The sequence below is a fragment of the Listeria sp. LM90SB2 genome, assembly GCF_028867355.1.
In the GTDB taxonomy this organism is placed as follows: Bacteria; Bacillota; Bacilli; order Lactobacillales; family Listeriaceae; genus Listeria; species Listeria monocytogenes_B.
On sequence record NZ_CP046449.1, the window covers coordinates 2,280,255 to 2,296,368 of the forward strand.

At 36.0% G+C, this 16,114-nt stretch carries 16 protein-coding genes; all 16 read right to left on the bottom strand.

The features are described from left to right. Positions 1–101: 101 nt before the first annotated feature. The gene (locus GL301_RS11210) at positions 102–578 is read right to left on the bottom strand and encodes a siphovirus Gp157 family protein (protein WP_003724598.1); all 477 of its coding nucleotides are present in this window, start codon (positions 576–578) and stop codon (positions 102–104) included. Positions 579–638: 60 nt separating this feature from the next. Continuing rightward, positions 639–1,379 carry a class B sortase gene (srtB, locus tag GL301_RS11215; protein WP_003724599.1) on the bottom strand — a complete coding sequence of 247 codons (741 nt, stop codon included), beginning with the start codon at positions 1,377–1,379 and terminating at the stop codon, positions 639–641. Positions 1,380–1,382: 3 nt separating this feature from the next. Beyond that, on the bottom strand, positions 1,383–2,162 hold the full coding sequence (locus GL301_RS11220) for an ABC transporter ATP-binding protein (RefSeq protein WP_003727851.1): 780 nt from the start codon (positions 2,160–2,162) through the stop codon (positions 1,383–1,385). Further along, the gene (locus tag GL301_RS11225; protein ID WP_070008119.1) at positions 2,143–3,132 is read right to left on the bottom strand and encodes a FecCD family ABC transporter permease; all 990 of its coding nucleotides are present in this window, start codon (positions 3,130–3,132) and stop codon (positions 2,143–2,145) included. Before GL301_RS11225 ends, GL301_RS11220 begins: the two co-directional genes overlap by 20 nt. Continuing rightward, positions 3,122–3,994 (bottom strand): heme ABC transporter substrate-binding protein IsdE, encoded by an 873-nt coding sequence (isdE, locus tag GL301_RS11230; RefSeq protein WP_003727849.1) that lies wholly within the window; start codon positions 3,992–3,994, stop codon positions 3,122–3,124. The genes GL301_RS11225 and isdE overlap by 11 nt, the downstream gene beginning before the upstream one ends. Positions 3,995–4,080: 86 nt before the next feature. Continuing rightward, positions 4,081–5,790, bottom strand: a complete 1,710-nt coding sequence (gene hbp2, locus GL301_RS11235; RefSeq protein WP_003730872.1) for a hemin/hemoglobin-binding protein Hbp2 — start codon at positions 5,788–5,790, stop codon at positions 4,081–4,083. Positions 5,791–5,802: 12 nt separating this feature from the next. Continuing rightward, on the bottom strand, positions 5,803–6,429 hold the full coding sequence (gene isdC, locus GL301_RS11240; protein WP_070008120.1) for a heme uptake protein IsdC: 627 nt from the start codon (positions 6,427–6,429) through the stop codon (positions 5,803–5,805). 210 nt (positions 6,430–6,639) lie between these two features. After that, positions 6,640–6,900, bottom strand: coding sequence for a DUF3116 family protein (locus tag GL301_RS11245; protein WP_010959019.1), 261 nt, complete (start codon positions 6,898–6,900; stop codon positions 6,640–6,642). Positions 6,901–7,198: 298 nt separating this feature from the next. After that, positions 7,199–9,004, bottom strand: a complete 1,806-nt coding sequence (gene pepF / locus GL301_RS11250) for an oligoendopeptidase F (RefSeq protein ID WP_070232306.1) — start codon at positions 9,002–9,004, stop codon at positions 7,199–7,201. 74 nt (positions 9,005–9,078) lie between these two features. Next, complete coding sequence (locus GL301_RS11255) at positions 9,079–10,194, bottom strand: competence protein CoiA (RefSeq protein ID WP_003740782.1); 1,116 nt, start codon at positions 10,192–10,194, stop codon at positions 9,079–9,081. 125 nt (positions 10,195–10,319) lie between these two features. Beyond that, positions 10,320–10,973, bottom strand: a complete 654-nt coding sequence (gene mecA / locus GL301_RS11260; protein ID WP_003724608.1) for an adaptor protein MecA — start codon at positions 10,971–10,973, stop codon at positions 10,320–10,322. Between the two features lie 231 nt (positions 10,974–11,204). Further along, positions 11,205–11,600 (bottom strand): transcriptional regulator SpxA, encoded by a 396-nt coding sequence (gene spxA / locus GL301_RS11265; RefSeq protein WP_003720569.1) that lies wholly within the window; start codon positions 11,598–11,600, stop codon positions 11,205–11,207. A 319-nt stretch (positions 11,601–11,919) separates the two neighbouring features. After that, complete coding sequence (locus GL301_RS11270; protein WP_117383339.1) at positions 11,920–12,888, bottom strand: ABC transporter ATP-binding protein; 969 nt, start codon at positions 12,886–12,888, stop codon at positions 11,920–11,922. After that, positions 12,885–13,961 (bottom strand): ABC transporter ATP-binding protein, encoded by a 1,077-nt coding sequence (locus tag GL301_RS11275; RefSeq protein WP_003722316.1) that lies wholly within the window; start codon positions 13,959–13,961, stop codon positions 12,885–12,887. The genes GL301_RS11270 and GL301_RS11275 overlap by 4 nt, the downstream gene beginning before the upstream one ends. A gap of 17 nt (positions 13,962–13,978) precedes the next feature. Beyond that, a complete protein-coding gene (gene opp3C, locus GL301_RS11280) occupies positions 13,979–15,013 on the bottom strand; it encodes an oligopeptide ABC transporter permease (RefSeq protein ID WP_003731899.1) in 1,035 nt (344 codons plus the stop codon). Next, a complete protein-coding gene (gene opp3b / locus GL301_RS11285; protein WP_003729597.1) occupies positions 15,013–15,942 on the bottom strand; it encodes an oligopeptide ABC transporter permease in 930 nt (309 codons plus the stop codon). The genes opp3C and opp3b overlap by 1 nt, the downstream gene beginning before the upstream one ends. Positions 15,943–16,114 lie beyond the last annotated feature (172 nt).

A 16,114-nucleotide genomic window follows, 5' to 3' on the forward strand; every position in this document is an offset into this window, starting at 1 on the left:
ACGAAAATGTGAACTATTTTACGTTTATAGCCGCAAAAATGTCATTATTAACAAAAAACAACCAAAATTGTTGAAGAATTCAACGATTTTGGTTGTTTTATTTATCTTATTCGAATCGATTCGCTTTCAACTAATCTAGCACCCTTTACTTCCTCACCAGATTTTAGTATCTCTGCAATTCGCTTTTTATCAATTTTAGGTTCTTGTAGTAAAAAGAACGATTTTAGCAAAGCTTCTTCCACTATTTCCACACTTGGTGGATTCTTTTGTATTTGAATTGTAAAAAGTGTACTGTTTATTTTTCTAATTTCCATTCGTTCCATCTCTGTTTGTAAATAGTTTTTTAAATTTTGAACATTATTTTCTAGTGCTTGTTTTCGTTTTAAAAGTCGTTTCGCTTCTATTCCCGCCATTTCAGCATCAGCAGCTAAAGACTTAATAAGTTTAACAATATTCTCTGATTTATCATGAAAACTATCAGTAAGCGCATCTAACGTATCTTTCACAGCATCAGTATTATTTTCTTCCAAAAATTCTTGTACTTTTAAATAATTATCGGTTAGTTCATACAGTTTCATCGTTCGCACCCTTTCCAAAAAAGGAAAAAGCGCCAAATGTTATTATATTTTGGTGCTTTCTCATTTTGTTACTAATTTTCCTTGAATAACCATCCGTCCTTTTTCATAATCTTTTTCTGTATCGCAAGTTGAAAGTGTTATAATTCGGTCCTTTCCACTAACTTTTACATTTAATTTATACATAGATTGTTGTTTCACTTTTTGTAAATAATCCTCAAAATCAGTTGTTTCCGGAAATTCTGTTTCAATGTAATAAAAATCAGTCGTCGTTTCATACACAGCAAAGATTTCCACTTCATAATTCGCCAAGCCCGATTCATAGGAAAACGTTGGATGAGCCGCCAAAAAATCTTTGTCCAAGTATTTACGTAAATCCGCAAACATGGATCCGTCTTTCATATTATGCCCATAAATGATCGTATTTTTATCCAAAAACTCATTCGTATTCCGATAATCTTTAAAAATACTGCCCGCTCGTGCTTTTTCATTTTTATAATTGTGATGTAAATAGTAATCATTATCCGTACTTTGCAAAATTGGATAATCTATTTCCGTATCTGCAATCGTCAGCCACCCAACCATATCTTTATTTAATTTTTGCAAATCTCTAAGCTCATCACGTACTTCACCATTCACATTTGTAGTAGCAACATCTTTTGTGTAAACAGCTTTCGCATCATCTAGGATTGTCTGGTTATGCTTATTTTCATACAGTTCCATTCCAATTTTCCATCCAGAAAAAAGAAAAACCACTAACACAACCAAGGTCAAACTTTTCCCCAAAAACGATTTTATTTTCACTCTTTAAAACTCCTTTCGCTTTTGAGGAACAATGTATTTCCCAGTGTTCGCATCGTTTAAAACCTTCGCAACTACACCATAAGTTTCAGCAATCAGCTCCGTTGTTAGTAATTCTCCTGGTACTCCTTTTGCAACCACTTTCCCATTTTTCATCACAATCAAATGGTCACTATACATCAACGCTTGGTTTAAGTCATGCAAAATCATTACAATAGTCAAATTTTCTTCTTGATTTAACCGTTTCACTAACTCTAAAATTTCTAGTTGAAAATACATGTCCAGAAATGTCGTCGGCTCGTCCAACAGCAAAATAGGTGTATCTTGAACCAATGCTGTTGCTATAAAAACACGCTGCCGCTCTCCTCCAGAAAGACTATCAACAAATTTCTCTGCTTTTTCAGTTAGCTCCGTTTGCATCAAAGCCTGCTCAACAGCCAGATCATCCGCCTTCGTCCGAGTCATTCGCCAATTTTTATAAGGTAGACGACCAAAGTAAAGCAATTCCTTCACCGTTAGTTCATTCGGAAGAACGTTATTTTGATGAACAATCGCTACATTTTGCGCAAATTCTTTTGCTTTCCATTCAAAAATCGATTTCCCTTCCAGTAAAACATCCCCAGAATCCGGTGAAAGGAGTCTAGCCAAAATTTCTAATAAAGTAGATTTCCCACTACCATTTGGCCCAACAATCGTATTGATTTTATTTTTCTGGATAGTAAAGGAGACATTTTTTAAAATCGCATCCGTTCCATTATAACTAAAATTAACGTCCCTTACTTCCATAAAAATCACCCTTTCGCATTAAAAAGATTAAGAACGGACCACCAATAATAAGCATAATCACAGACGCAGGGATTTCCATTTGTTGAAATAACGTTCTGCCTAGCGTATCCGCGAAAAGTAGCAATAAAGCCCCAAATAATATTGAAAACGGCACAAGTATTTGATAATTTCCGCCAACTAGTTTTCTGGCAATATGTGGTACAAGTAAACCAACAAACGCAATAACACCAACTACCGCCGTGATAATTGACGCAAGGAGAACAGCAATCAATGCCAGCCAAATACGTGTCTTATTAACCGGCACACCAAAGCCTCTAGCCATCTTATTCTCAAGCCCCAACACATTGCACCATTTAGCAAGTAAAAGCGCGCAAATCAGTCCAATCGTTACATATATCAATAAAGTTTCCACGTCGGACCATTTTTTCATTGCCAAACTTGCAGCACTACTGGCCGACTGACTAGAAACAAGCGCCACTTGCGAAGATAACGCATCACTCAGCCCTGTAAAAACCGCATTAATCGCAATCCCAATAATAATAAAACGAAGCGGATTAAAATCAGAACGATAACTAAACAAAAAGACTAGAAAACAAGCCAGTGCTCCCCCAACAAAAGAAAAAAGTGGCAACCAAAAATATAATTCCGGTAAAAATAAAATAATCACAAAACTAAAAAATTTCGCACCCGCAGAAATCCCAATCACCCCAGCATCAGCAAGCGGATTCCGCATCACAGCTTGAAGTAACAACCCTGAAACCGATAGCGCCGCACCAGCTAGCAGGGCAATAATAATTCGCGGAAATCGCAAATCAATCACGACATTCACCATCTCATTTCCGCCACTAAAAACCCCACTCAAAAAAGCTGGAATCGACATCGACAAACTTCCCGCCTGAACTGCCCACAAAATAGTCCCAATCAATAAAATAATTACAGCCCCAAAAGAACTTTTTTGCTTAATTGTCATAAAGCATCTTTTCCATTTCCTGTAGTGCTTCTGGTGCATTCAAACTCGCTGTCATACCAAATAAATTTTCATCCAAATCATACACCCGATTATTTTTCACCGCATCAAAATGTTTCCAAATATCATTTGTTTTAAATTCCTCGTCAAACATTTTAACCACTTCAGCAGGCATACCATGAGCCGCCCGCAAAATAATATCAGGATTGGCACTTTGTAAGTATTCTGTATTAGAAGCTAAATATTCTACTTTTTGGTCCTTAATGACATTTTCTCCACCAGCAAGTTTGACCAAATCACCAATATACGCATGTTCCGTTACAACTAAGTAGCTGCCCGGAACCCCCATCAGAATAAGAACAGTTGGCTTTTTCTTTTTCGCCACGCTCGACTTCACCTTATCAATCTCATTCGTTAAATCACCATTTAATTTAGCTGCTTCCTCTTTACGATCGAATTCTGCTCCAAGTTTTTTAATTTCTGTTTGCATCGAGGCAATACTCGTAAAGTCTAGAAAGTCCGCTTTTAAATCGGCCCCTTCAAACCCAGCCTTTAAGTCCGCTTCTAGCGTTTTCGTTGAAAGGACCATGTCTGGCTTCAACATCCGAATAATTTCCAAATCAGGCCCCATAGGCGACCCAGTTTCCTTTACATCTGCATAACGCTCCGGAAGTTTTTTAGAACTAGTCGGAATTCCAACGAGTGGCAAATCAAGTTTATCCATAATTTCCGTAATCGCTACCGTAGTCGCCACAATTTTTGGCTCCTTCTCCGATTTTTGTTCAGGCTTTTGAGCCGCCTCTTCCTTTCCACAGCCAACTAAAAAAAGTAATAACATCAAAGATATGACAGCCATTTTCCTCATCACTAATTCCCCCATTTATAAAATAAAATCGGTAAAGCGAGTTAAGCAAAGGAAACCCCCAACCTAACTCGCTTTTACTAGTTTTATTAACTCAATCTTTTACGTTTTAATCGATAAGCTAAATAAAGGAAGGAAGCTCCAAATAACGTAACGTACCATGCCATACTTGATGAATCATTCGTTTTCGCATTTTTTTCTGTGCTACTTGCCGTTTTTTGAACAGAATTTGTGTCATCAAAATCGGGTTTTGCCAATTTTGGCCCAGCATTATTGTTATTCGCTACATTGCCAGTATTTAAAATATCCTTTTTCACCGGTTCTTTTAACGTTACATCTTCCCCGGTAATATCTTTAATTGTTGCTGCATTAAGTTTTACTTGAACCGTATACTCATGGTCGTAAGAGAAGCCTGGCATATCTTCAATTAATACATGCGTTTTTACATCTGTATTAGCCGTGCCATCTTTTACAGGATACTTGACGGTTCTCGTATTTTTGTTGATATCTCCGGAAACAACTTCCATATCTTTCCAAACACCATTTGCTTTATACTGGAAAGTTTTAATCCAGCTACTGTTTGTTAAAGTTAAATAAACATAAGGTTGGTTATTTTCTACTTTGATTAAAGCCGGTTTCATCACATAGCTTTCCATCATAGAAGTTTCCGTTGTTCCGTCTTTAAATACATCAAAATCAATGGAGTACGTATGGTTATTCAGTAAATTTTTAGGATCAACTACTGCCGGTTTACTTGGTGTTGTTGGCGGCGTAGTCACTGGTGGATTCGTTGTACCTGGATCAGGTTTTGTTACTGGTGGTTTTGTTTCGCCTGGATCTACTACAGGAGGCGTCTCATCACTACCAGGGTACGAACTAGCCGCAGTTGCTTTCGTTGTATCAAACACATAACGGAAGTCTGCTTGTCCTTTGTATACAGAACCATTGAACGGCGCTTCATAATTAACATGAGCCGCAAGTGGTTGATTTAAATCCTCCACTTCAAATTCCACAATACGCGTGTTTGCATCTTTATCTTCAGAAACTACTTTGACATCTTGCAAAGCTCCAGCAAGATTTGTTTTTAAAGCTGTTACTGTTTTATTATCATTTACTGTCATTGCAACAGTTTTCTTCCCATTTTTCACTTTCAGCCAAGCAGGATTATTAAAATAATTTTGCATGCTTGAGTTGCTATCATCATTTGCTTTTTTCGCTACAAAAGGAATCGTGTAAATTCCGTCCGAAAGAGTCACAGGTGTTGTAATAGCCGGTTCTGAAATAACTTTGAAAGTACTTGGATCAATGGTTAAATCCACTTGATACCAGTGATCATAACTAATTGCATCTACTTTAATATGCATATAAGAGAAAATAACATCATCTAAAGAACTAAGCTTGAATTTCTCTACACGCGTATCTTTCGCTGCGTCTGTGCTCACTGTTTGAACATCTTCATAACGATCTTGATAAACATCCGCTTGTGCTGGCTTTTCTGGACGAGCCCCATTTTTTGAAACCGCCATTGTTTGCCACCAAGTACTATTTGTAATTGTTAAGTACATATAAGGTTGACCATTTTCTACTTTAATCGTTGCTGTATGGTCAATATATTTATCTGCCTCTGAAGATTCTTTCGTTGTTTTCCCTGTATTATCTTTATAAAAATTCACTTGAACTTGGTATTCCCCGCCATCTTTCAGACGAGAATCAGCCGCATTAGCAAAACCAGGTATCAATTGAAAAATAAGTGTCAAAGCCAAGAAAGCTACTAAACCTTTTTTCCATAATTTCTTCATCATAATCCCCCTTTATTTAAAAATCGCACGTCTTTTAAGTAAAACTAACCCTGTCCCTGCTGCAACAAAAATAATTCCATATAAAAACATTTGGCTAGAATCACTAGACTTCGGATTTGCTACTTTATTACTTGAGTCACTTTTTGTTGCTGGGGTTGCTGTATCGTTATTATCAGAAGACTTTACCGCGCCAGCTAATGCTTTAGCAGAACCTTCATCAAAACGTAACTTGATTTGATACTCATGATGATAATTTAAATCGTCATCATCAATATCTACTTTGATTTTTGCATTAACAGGACTACTTAAAGTCGACACAGGAAACGACACTTTTCGAGTATCATTCGCTGTATTTTTCGAAGTCACGCTAACCGCACTACCTTCGACCCATAAACCAGTAATCCACTTACTATAGTTCACTTGCAAACTAACAGTAGATTTACCTCCATTTACAGTTACCGTTGCAGGCTTATCAAAATAGTCATTCGCCATAGATACGGAATCACTATCCCCTTGTAGTACCGTATAATCAACCGAATAGGTGCCATCCTTAAGAGCAGCTTGTGCCGTTAATCCCGTAGAAAGAAACGAAAAACTGAATAAGGCAATAAAAGCAGCCAAAACTAAAACTTTCTTCATACTTAAATCTCCCTTCTTTAATAAAAACTACTATTTATAAAAAACCCCCACTAATAAAAGTGGAGTAAAAGTTTATGTAAAAGGATACGTTAATTATCATTTTAATTGATAATGATTATCATTGTCAACAACAGATTGCTTTTTCACAAATTAAAAACGCAAAAAAACCATGAATAGCAACAACTATCCATGGTTAATAATTATTTCCTTTTACTCTTCTATTTGAGAAAAGCGATCATATAGTAATTCCCCTTTTAAAGTTAACGTGTATCTTTTTTCTGCAATATTATTATTTCTTGTTAAAAAGCCATTCTCTTCCAACCAATAAAGCGTTAGTAGTACTTCATTTTTTGTATAGTCCCGCAGATTTCCAAAATCAATCACTTCAAGTGACATATCATTAATCTTCGTATCTACACTTCCCGCAAAAAGAAGTACTTCTCGTAGTAATTTTCCATCTTCAAATTCCATCTTTAATCCTCCTTTAATTCTGAGTTAGTATCGTAATAACGTAAAAAGCCGTAGCAAAATGCCACGGCTTCTTACAGCGCAATCAAAAGGAGAAATTCACACAATCAAATAAAGGGGGTATTTGTTTGTGATTTATTTCACGGTTATAATATACCATATAAACGCTTATAATTCAATAGTTCACATACCTATTTTTATTTGTCTATTCTATGAATATTGGAATCACTCAAACATACGAAAAAAAAGACTCGCAGCCATTATCTCTACGATGTCTTTTTTTAGCAAATTTCACAATATATTATTTAACTAATTTTTCTAGTTCATCTAATCTTTGTTCAAATACTTTTAGTGCATCATCCACCGGATTAGGAGTTGCCATATCAACTCCTGCTTTTTTCAACACATCGATAGGATAATCCGAACTTCCCGCTTTCAAGAAATCAATATAGGCAGTCACCGCTTCTTGGCCTTCTGTTAAAATCTTCGCACTCAATGCAGATGCTGCAGAAAAACCAGTCGCATATTGGAACACATAATAATTCATATAAAAATGCGGAATACGAGACCATTCATAACCGATTTCAGCATCATAAACCATCGCTTCCCCGTAATATTTCTTGTTAATATCAAAATATGTTTCGGTCAAGTAATCCGCAGTCAGCGCCACTCCTTCTTGATCCGCTTTATGAATAGCATGTTCAAATTCAGCAAATTGGGTTTGACGGAATACAGTACCCTTGAATCCATCCAAATAGTGATTCAACAAGTAAGCACGAACTTTTGGATCATCATATTTCTTAAGAAGATAATCAGTTAGTAAATTTTCATTTGTTGTCGAAGCAACCTCCGCTAAGAAAATCGAATAATCACCATAAACAAATGGTTGGTTTTTTCTTGTATAATAACTATGCACACTATGCCCTAATTCATGCGCAAGTGTGTAAACATTGTTAATATTATCCTGCCAATTGAGTAAAATATAAGGACTCGTACTATACGAACCAGAAGAATAGGCTCCACTACGTTTTCCTTTATTTTCCATCACATCAATCCAACGACTATCAAATGCTTCTTTTAAAATTGCTTGATATTCATCACCAAGCGGTTTAAGCGCTTCAAGCACAAGTTCTTTCGCTTCTTCATAAGTAAACTCCAAATTAACATCATCAGAAAGTGGCGTATAAAGATCATACATATGCAATTCCTCTAAGCCAAGTAATTCTTTACGTAACTTCACATAACGATGAAGCAAATCTGCATTCGCATTTACTGATTTTAACAAGGAATCATATACTGTTTCAGGAATATGGTTCCCAGAAAGAGCCGCTTCACGAGCTGACGTGTAGCCACGAGTGGAAGCATAAAAATTAGACTTCTTCACTTGTCCATTCAAAGTAGAGGCTAAGGTGTTTTTTAGGCCTTCATAAACAGAATACACACCAAGAAACGCTTCACGACGAACTCGCGGATCATTACTTTCCAACAATTTCCCGAAACGACCATGAGTAATTTCGATATCTTCCCCGTTCTCATCTTTAATGGTTGGAAACTTCATATCTGCATTATTCAAGGTATTAAAAGTATTAGACGAACTGCCAAGCACTTCACCTGCGTTAGCTAGTAAAGCCTCCTCTTTCTCACTTAAAATATACGGTCGGCTTAAATTTAACTCTTCTAGTAAATGCGCATATAATTGTAAATCTTTGTTCTCATTTAAAAATTGTTTTAAAACGCTTTCGTCCATAGCTAAAATTTCAGGATCATAATAAGACAGTGCAGACATTAGCTTTGTAACTAGGCTTCCTGCGCGACTATGTAAACCTTGATATTTCGCATTAGCCGTATCTTGGTCCATTTTCAAATGCGCATATACATATAAGTTACTAATTAAATCATATGCATTATCTCGAAATTGAAGTGCTTCATATAGTGTCTGGCTGCTTTCCGATAAACGCCCTTTAAATTGCTCGCTTTCTTCTGTGATTTTTTGCAAATCTGTAAATGCTTGTTCCCAAGCTTCATCGTTTGGATAAATCGTAGTTAAATCCCAAGTTAGATTTTCCGGTACTTCTTCTCTTAAAGGTAATGCATTTGTTTTACTCAATATTAAAACCCCCAACCATAGTGTCATTTTGTTTTTATTATGAGCCAAAATAACTAAAAAAGCAAAACAGATGATTATATATGTGCTGCTCGAGTATTAGTAAAAACCATTTTCCGTTTCACACGATATCGATTATCTGGTATGGTAGATAACACCCCTTCACCAATCAAATAAGAAAGATATGATTTTCCTAACTTCAAACTTTCATTTGGAGAAAGCCAGATAGTTAAAATTTGGGTTACAACTGATTGAAAACTCTCAAAAAAGCAGCATTCGCTAAAAGTATCTCCTTTCTCCAGACCTTTAAAAAACTTTTCCCACAAATCAAATTGCCATTCAACAGCAGGTGTGATAACTAAAAATTGTTCTTCTAAATCCACACCTATCTCTTTCGGTAAATAATGCAAATAATAACCGGCATTAAATAATTTTTGCATAAATTGTCCATGTTTTTTAAATTTAGCATAATAAAAACAAATTTTTTGTCTTTCGAGTTCTCTATCTCGTTTTACATAGGCATGGCGTGTAATAATTCTAGCTAACTTCTTCTTCCATTCACTAAAAGGTGCCTTCATAGAAAATTTCATTTCACTTGCGAAAAAACGATTTCCTTTTTCAAATGTTAGATGATAATAAAGTGTACAAATCTCTCGCTCAGTAGAATAGTGCCAAAAATGATAACCCAATTTCTTGTCAGACTGAATAAAAGCTTGTTGGAATGCAGAAAGACAAATACGCCCCTTCTCCTTCCTAACCACTTGCCCGAGTATCCAGTGAACTTCTAATCCAATTGATAAGTAGTCCATTGTTCGTTGAATCATTTCACTAATTGAAATAGAAGAACGTTGAAATTCAATTACTGCCTTCCCATTCACAAAAATATCTGCTTGTCGTTTTATTTCTGGAAAATAACTTTCCACTTCCACAGGAATACTTTGATAGCAATACCAGGCCATGATTTGTTTTTTAGCTGCTAAATGTTCCTCGCTCTCCCCTTCAGAAGCAAATGCACACTTCATTGTCTTCTCGTGGGCAAAGTGCGGTATTTTTATCTGTCCTGCTTTTATCATTACTGGGCTTGCACAAGACTTACAAAACAGTCTTTCTTCTTGCTTGATTCGTTCCACATTCATCTTAGTAATAGTAAAAGTTTCTCCCATGTTATTTCTGGCTGTAAAAATAATTATCACTCTCCTATTAGCTCTTTAATATTATTATTCGCCAAGGAGCATCCAAATTCCTTTCTTATTTTTAAAATCACAAAAAAGCCCCGTTTGGCTATTTTTCAGCACAAACGGGGCTTTAAAATACTATTTTAGAAATGTTTTCTAATTTGCTTTAATGCAGGAACGTCAAAGATTACTTTTCCGTACTCAGCTAGCATATAACCAGTTAAATTCGACTCTAAACCGTACTCAAGCAAAATACTAACGGCATTGTCAATGTTAGATTCATCATATTTATTCTCAGGAAATTCTACATTCAAATAATACTTTCCTTGATACGAGTATAGCTTAGTTACTAAATTTTCTAGTCCAGTCGCTCGTGAAAGAGAAATAGCATCTTCAAAATCACGGAACTCTAAAATAAACTCTAGCGTATCATCGTCTCCAAGTGCTTCTTTCTTCACTGGATTAAAGTTTTCTTCGAGTAGTTTTTCGATTTTTTCTTCTGCAAGCTCATCTGGCGAGCTAAGCGTGACATCGAAGCCATCTTCGCCTTTTCCACCAATTGTAGCTTTTGTTACGAATACTTCTAAGCCATGTTTTAAGGCTTGGACTTGTATCCAGAGCGGACCTTCCGGAGAGAACTCTTCTTCATATTTCAGCTCATCCATCATATCCCAGAAAAGCTCTTCACTTTTCTCGCGATCATACCAAACATCTTCTTGGTTAAAACCTCGCTCTTCCAAATCCAGATAAGAGATATAAAACTTGATTGTATCCTCATTAATTCGTTCAATTTCCATCGTCACACTCTCCCTTCCTTCTTAGTCATTGACAATGAAGGGTAAAACTTAATTGGTTAAATTCATTGTAGCTCATATTAGGAAATAGTACCACCATTTTTCCTTCGATTTGCTTGGTGGAATCTTATCTTAGCTGAAAAGCGAAAAAAATTCAAGAACATTTACTTAAACTACAAAAAAAGCGCCAAGAATCCAATTGAATGGAATCCTTGGCAACCACTTTTATCAATCTTAGTTAACCATTTTTTGCGCTTCACGTAGTTGATACGTACGTACACGGCGCGGTAAGAAACGGCGAATTTCATCTTCATTGTACCCAACTTGCAAACGTTTTTCATCAATAATGATAGGACGTCTTAATAAGCCAGGATTTTTCTGGATTAATTCAAATAGTTGTTGCAAAGGAAGACTATCTAAATCCACGTTCAGTTTTTGGAACGTTTTTGAACGAGTGGAAATAATTTCATCTGTACCATCCTCAGTCATACGAAGAATTTCTTTAATTTCATCCAAACTAAGTGGCTCAGAAAAAATGTTTCTTTCCTTATAAGGGATATCATGTTCTTCCAACCATGCACGAGCTTTTCGGCAAGATGTGCAACTAGGTGAAGTGTATAACGTTACCATTAGACATTCACACTCCTTATCGGGTATTGTTTCATTCATATAACGAAATTCTAGCAATATCTCTATTTGGAAAATTCATTAAAGAACTTACACTTCATTATACACTAATTTTGTGAAATTCCATATACTATTTTCAAAAATTTTCTTTCCAAATATGTAAAACCATTGTTAGCAAGCCGTTATGTATATGATACCCCTACTATAACTTGTTTAAACTAAAATCACATGAAAAAAATAGCTTTTTTATGAGAATTTCATGAGAATTTTAATTTTGTAAAAAAAACATCAATCAAATTTTACTCTGATTGATGTTTTCCTATTATTTCGCAGCAGCTTCAGCAGTTAGCTTAGCATGCTTTTCTTTATACATAACTTCTTCTTCTTCTGAACAATAAACAAAATGTCCAGGAGCAATTTCGCGCATTTTAATTTCATCGCCATCTTTATAGTTATGAGACATTGGGTCATATGTTTTACGCACACGAGTACGTTCATAATTTGGATCTGGCAACGGAATCGCGGATAAAAGTGATTCTGTATAAGGGTGTAGCGGCGCATGATACAAATCATTTGCTGGCGCTAACTCTACTAATTTACCGAAGTACATTACGCCAATACGATCACTAATGTATTTAACCATTGATAAATCGTGGGCAATGAATAGGTAAGTTAGATTTTTTTCTTTCTGCAATTGACGTAATAAGTTTACTACTTGCGCTTGGATAGATACATCTAGTGCGGAAATAGGCTCATCGGCAATAATGAATTCTGGTTGAACAGCAAGCGCACGAGCGATACCAATACGTTGACGTTGACCGCCGGAAAACTCATGTGGATAACGGCCAGCATGTTCTTTACTTAATCCAACTGTTTCTAACAAATCGTATACTTGTTTATTCGTTTCTTCAGGTGTTTTAGCAAGGCCATGAATACGAATACCTTCAGCAATGATATCTTTAACTTTCATACGCGGATTTAAAGATGCGTATGGATCTTGGAAAATCATTTGCATTTTACGACGGAATTCAAGCATTTCTTTACGGCTTTTACGTGCGTGCACATCTTTACCGTTATAAATAACTTCTCCGCCAGTTGCATCGTATAAACGAATGATAGTACGCCCAGTTGTAGATTTACCACAACCAGATTCACCTACTAAACCAAGTGTTTCACCTTTATAAATATCAAAAGAAATATCATCAACCGCGCGTACTTCACTTGCAGTACCTTTGTTGAAGTATTGTTTTAGATTATGAATCTCTAATAATTTTTCTCTTTGTTCAGTCATTCTACTTCTACCCCTTTCGCATGGACAGCTTGCATGCCAGGATGAAGTTCCGCAAACTGCTCTTGGCGACGTAATACAGCATCAGGTGGCGTTACTTCTGGTGCATCAGGATGAAGCAACCATGTAGCCGCATAATGTGTATCAGACACCTTAAATAGTGGTGGCTCTTCTTCAAGGTCAATTTGCATTGCGTATTTATTACGCGCAGCAAATGCGTCCCCTTTTGGAGGATGAAGTAAATCAGGTGGCGTACCAGGAATAACAAATAATTCTTCATCATCTGTATCCAAAGTAGGCATAGAGCTAATTAGTCCCCATGTATAAGGATGTTGTGGATTATAGAAAATTTCATCAACTGTTCCGATTTCAACAATTTTACCACCGTACATAACAGCTACACGGTCTGCAACGTTTGCTACAACACCAAGGTCATGGGTAATAAAGATAATCGACGTATCAATTTTTTTCTGTAAATCCTTCATTAAATCTAAAATTTGCGCTTGGATAGTTACATCTAGCGCTGTTGTTGGCTCATCTGCAATAAGAATTTGTGGGTTACATGCAAGTGAAATCGCAATAACAACCCGTTGACGCATCCCACCTGAAAATTGGTGAGGATATTGTTTAATTCTTTCTTCTGCGTTGGCAATACCAACTAATTGAAGTAAACGAAGTGCTGTTTTATGTGCTTCATGTTTACTGATTTTTTGGTGCTTAATAAGTGGTTCAGAAATTTGTTTACCAATTGTCATCGTAGGATTTAATGATGTCATTGGATCTTGGAAAATCATAGCTATATCTTTCCCACGAATTTTTTGCATTTGTTTTTCGTGAGCTTTAGCGATATCCATTCCGTTAAATAAAATTTGGCCACTTTTAATTTCTGAGTTACCTTCTGGAAGTAAACGCATAATCGATTTTGTCGTTACTGATTTACCAGAACCAGATTCGCCAACAATCGCTAAGGTTTCCCCTTTATATAAGTCAAAATTAACTCCACGAATCGCCTTTACTTCACCGGCATATGTGTGGAATGAAATATTTAAATCTTTAACTTCTAATAGCTTTTCCATTTTTCCTCACCTCTCTTTTAATCGCGCATTTTAGGATCGAAGGCATCACGCAAGCCATCTGCAATTAAGTTAAATGCAATCATAATGATACAAAGTACAATACATGGATACAGAATCATATACGGTAATACTTGTAATGTTTTATATCCATCATTTACCAAGACACCAAGAGACGCTGCTGGCGCTGGAAGACCAAGCCCAATAAAGCTTAAGAAGGCTTCAAAGAAAATCGCGCTAGGAATACTAAACATGATGTTAATGATAATAACACCTGAAATATTTGGTATTAAATGTTTAGTTAAAATTTTTGGTGTAGATTCACCGAGTGTCATGGAAGCCATAACAAATTCTTGGTTTTTAAGTTTTAGTACCTGTCCTCTGACTACCCGAGCCATCGTTATCCAACTGGTCATTGCTATAGCTATAATAATAGAAACCATACCTGAATCTAATACTAACATCATAAGAATAACAACAACTAAATTGGGAATTGCTCCAATAACTTCCAACACACGTTGCATAAAGTTATCTACGCGTCCTCCAGCATAACCAGAAATTAAACCGTAAGCAACTCCTATAACAAGGTCACAAAGCGCTGCTACAACAGCAATAATAAGAGATACACGTGTACCAGCCCAAATACGAGCAAATTGGTCACGTCCAAGCGTATCACTACCTAACCAGTAGTAAGTACCCTCTTTAATATTATTTTGTTTATAAATATCAACATCTTCTCCACCAATAGATTGATGACCATTCCAGAAAGGCATATTTTCAAAGCCTTGAACTTTTGGAGGAAGACTTGCATTTTCAGTAATTTGTCGGTTAATATCATGTTTTGGTCCCAAATTTTGTGATAAATAAGGGCCAACAATTGCCATGATAATAACAAGTGCTAATACAATTAGAGAAACTAAAGCCGCTTTATTTTTACGAATACGAAGCCAAGAATCTTGCATAAATGTTAAACTTGGACGATTAATTTTCTCTGCTTCCGCATCCAGAATGTGTGCTGGCTGAAATCTTTCTTTTGCAATTTTGTGCTCTGCCATTATTTTCTACCTCCAGACACACGGATTCGAGGATCAATCAATCCGTAAAGAATATCCACTACCAAGATAACAAATACTAACATAGCAGCAAATAGGAGAGTAGTTCCCATAATAACTGGATAGTCATTTGTTTGAATAGAAGAAACGAATTGGCTACCGATACCAGGAATACTATAAATATTTTCAATAACCAGGGAACCAGTCATCAGTGCAACCGATAATGGTCCTAAAACTGTAATTAAAGGAATAAGTGCATTACGAATCGCATGTTTAACTGCTACTTCCGTTCTACTATTCCCTTTCGCTTTGGCAAGTAGAACATAATCAGATGCAAATACATCAATTAACTCTGTTCTCATGAAACGAGCTGCTGTTGCAAGTGGGAACATCGCAAGCGCGAATGCTGGAAGAATAGTATCTGCAAACGTACCCCAACCTGCTACTGGGAAAATTTGAAGTTTTGCTCCAAGCCAGTATTGTAAAACAGTCGCAAATACGAAAGATGGAACTGACTTACCTAATATTGCTATAAATGTACTCGTATAATCCGGCCACTTGTTTTGATACATGGCCGCTACTACCCCAAGTAAGATACCAAATATAATACCAAAAACCATTGCCTCAAGTGCTAATTGGACAGATGGACCAATCAGTGCACCTAAAATCTCAGACACTGGTCTATTATCAAGTTGGAAGGAAACACCTAAGTCACCTTTTACCAAACCTGTCATATAATTAAAGTATTGGACTGGAATCGAATCATTTAGTCCATATTTTTCATTCATCATGTGAATTTGTTCGTCAGATAGTTTCTCCTGATTACGGTAAGGCGTACCAGGTAAGAATTTCATAAGAACAAACGTAACCGAAGCAATGATGAATAACGTTATAAGCATATATAATACTCTTTTTAACGTATATTTAACCATCTATCTCTACACCTCCCAGTTTTAATTAATATATAAAAAAAGTTATTCCTAACCAAATTCGCAAGTTTAGTGAGCCTTTTTCTACATTTCTAAACTTTTATTGCATTAGTGCAAATTAGTTAGGAAAAAAACTTCATTTTTCGAATGTTAGGTTTCTAGAAGACTAGAAAAG

What these genes read in the sequence shown, in the direction of transcription:
- GL301_RS11210 (WP_003724598.1), bottom strand. Translation starts at nt 578, where the DNA reads ATGAAACTGTATGAACTAACCGATAATTATTTAAAAGTACAAGAATTT.
- GL301_RS11220 (WP_003727851.1), bottom strand. Translation starts at nt 2,162, where the DNA reads ATGGAAGTAAGGGACGTTAATTTTAGTTATAATGGAACGGATGCGATT.
- GL301_RS11225 (WP_070008119.1), bottom strand. Translation starts at nt 3,132, where the DNA reads ATGACAATTAAGCAAAAAAGTTCTTTTGGGGCTGTAATTATTTTATTG.
- isdE (WP_003727849.1), bottom strand. Translation starts at nt 3,994, where the DNA reads ATGAGGAAAATGGCTGTCATATCTTTGATGTTATTACTTTTTTTAGTT.
- hbp2 (WP_003730872.1), bottom strand. Translation starts at nt 5,790, where the DNA reads ATGAAGAAATTATGGAAAAAAGGTTTAGTAGCTTTCTTGGCTTTGACA.
- isdC (WP_070008120.1), bottom strand. Translation starts at nt 6,429, where the DNA reads ATGAAGAAAGTTTTAGTTTTGGCTGCTTTTATTGCCTTATTCAGTTTT.
- GL301_RS11245 (WP_010959019.1), bottom strand. Translation starts at nt 6,900, where the DNA reads ATGGAATTTGAAGATGGAAAATTACTACGAGAAGTACTTCTTTTTGCG.
- mecA (WP_003724608.1), bottom strand. Translation starts at nt 10,973, where the DNA reads ATGGAAATTGAACGAATTAATGAGGATACAATCAAGTTTTATATCTCT.
- spxA (WP_003720569.1), bottom strand. Translation starts at nt 11,600, where the DNA reads ATGGTAACGTTATACACTTCACCTAGTTGCACATCTTGCCGAAAAGCT.
- GL301_RS11270 (WP_117383339.1), bottom strand. Translation starts at nt 12,888, where the DNA reads ATGACTGAACAAAGAGAAAAATTATTAGAGATTCATAATCTAAAACAA.
- GL301_RS11275 (WP_003722316.1), bottom strand. Translation starts at nt 13,961, where the DNA reads ATGGAAAAGCTATTAGAAGTTAAAGATTTAAATATTTCATTCCACACA.
- opp3C (WP_003731899.1), bottom strand. Translation starts at nt 15,013, where the DNA reads ATGGCAGAGCACAAAATTGCAAAAGAAAGATTTCAGCCAGCACACATT.
- opp3b (WP_003729597.1), bottom strand. Translation starts at nt 15,942, where the DNA reads ATGGTTAAATATACGTTAAAAAGAGTATTATATATGCTTATAACGTTA.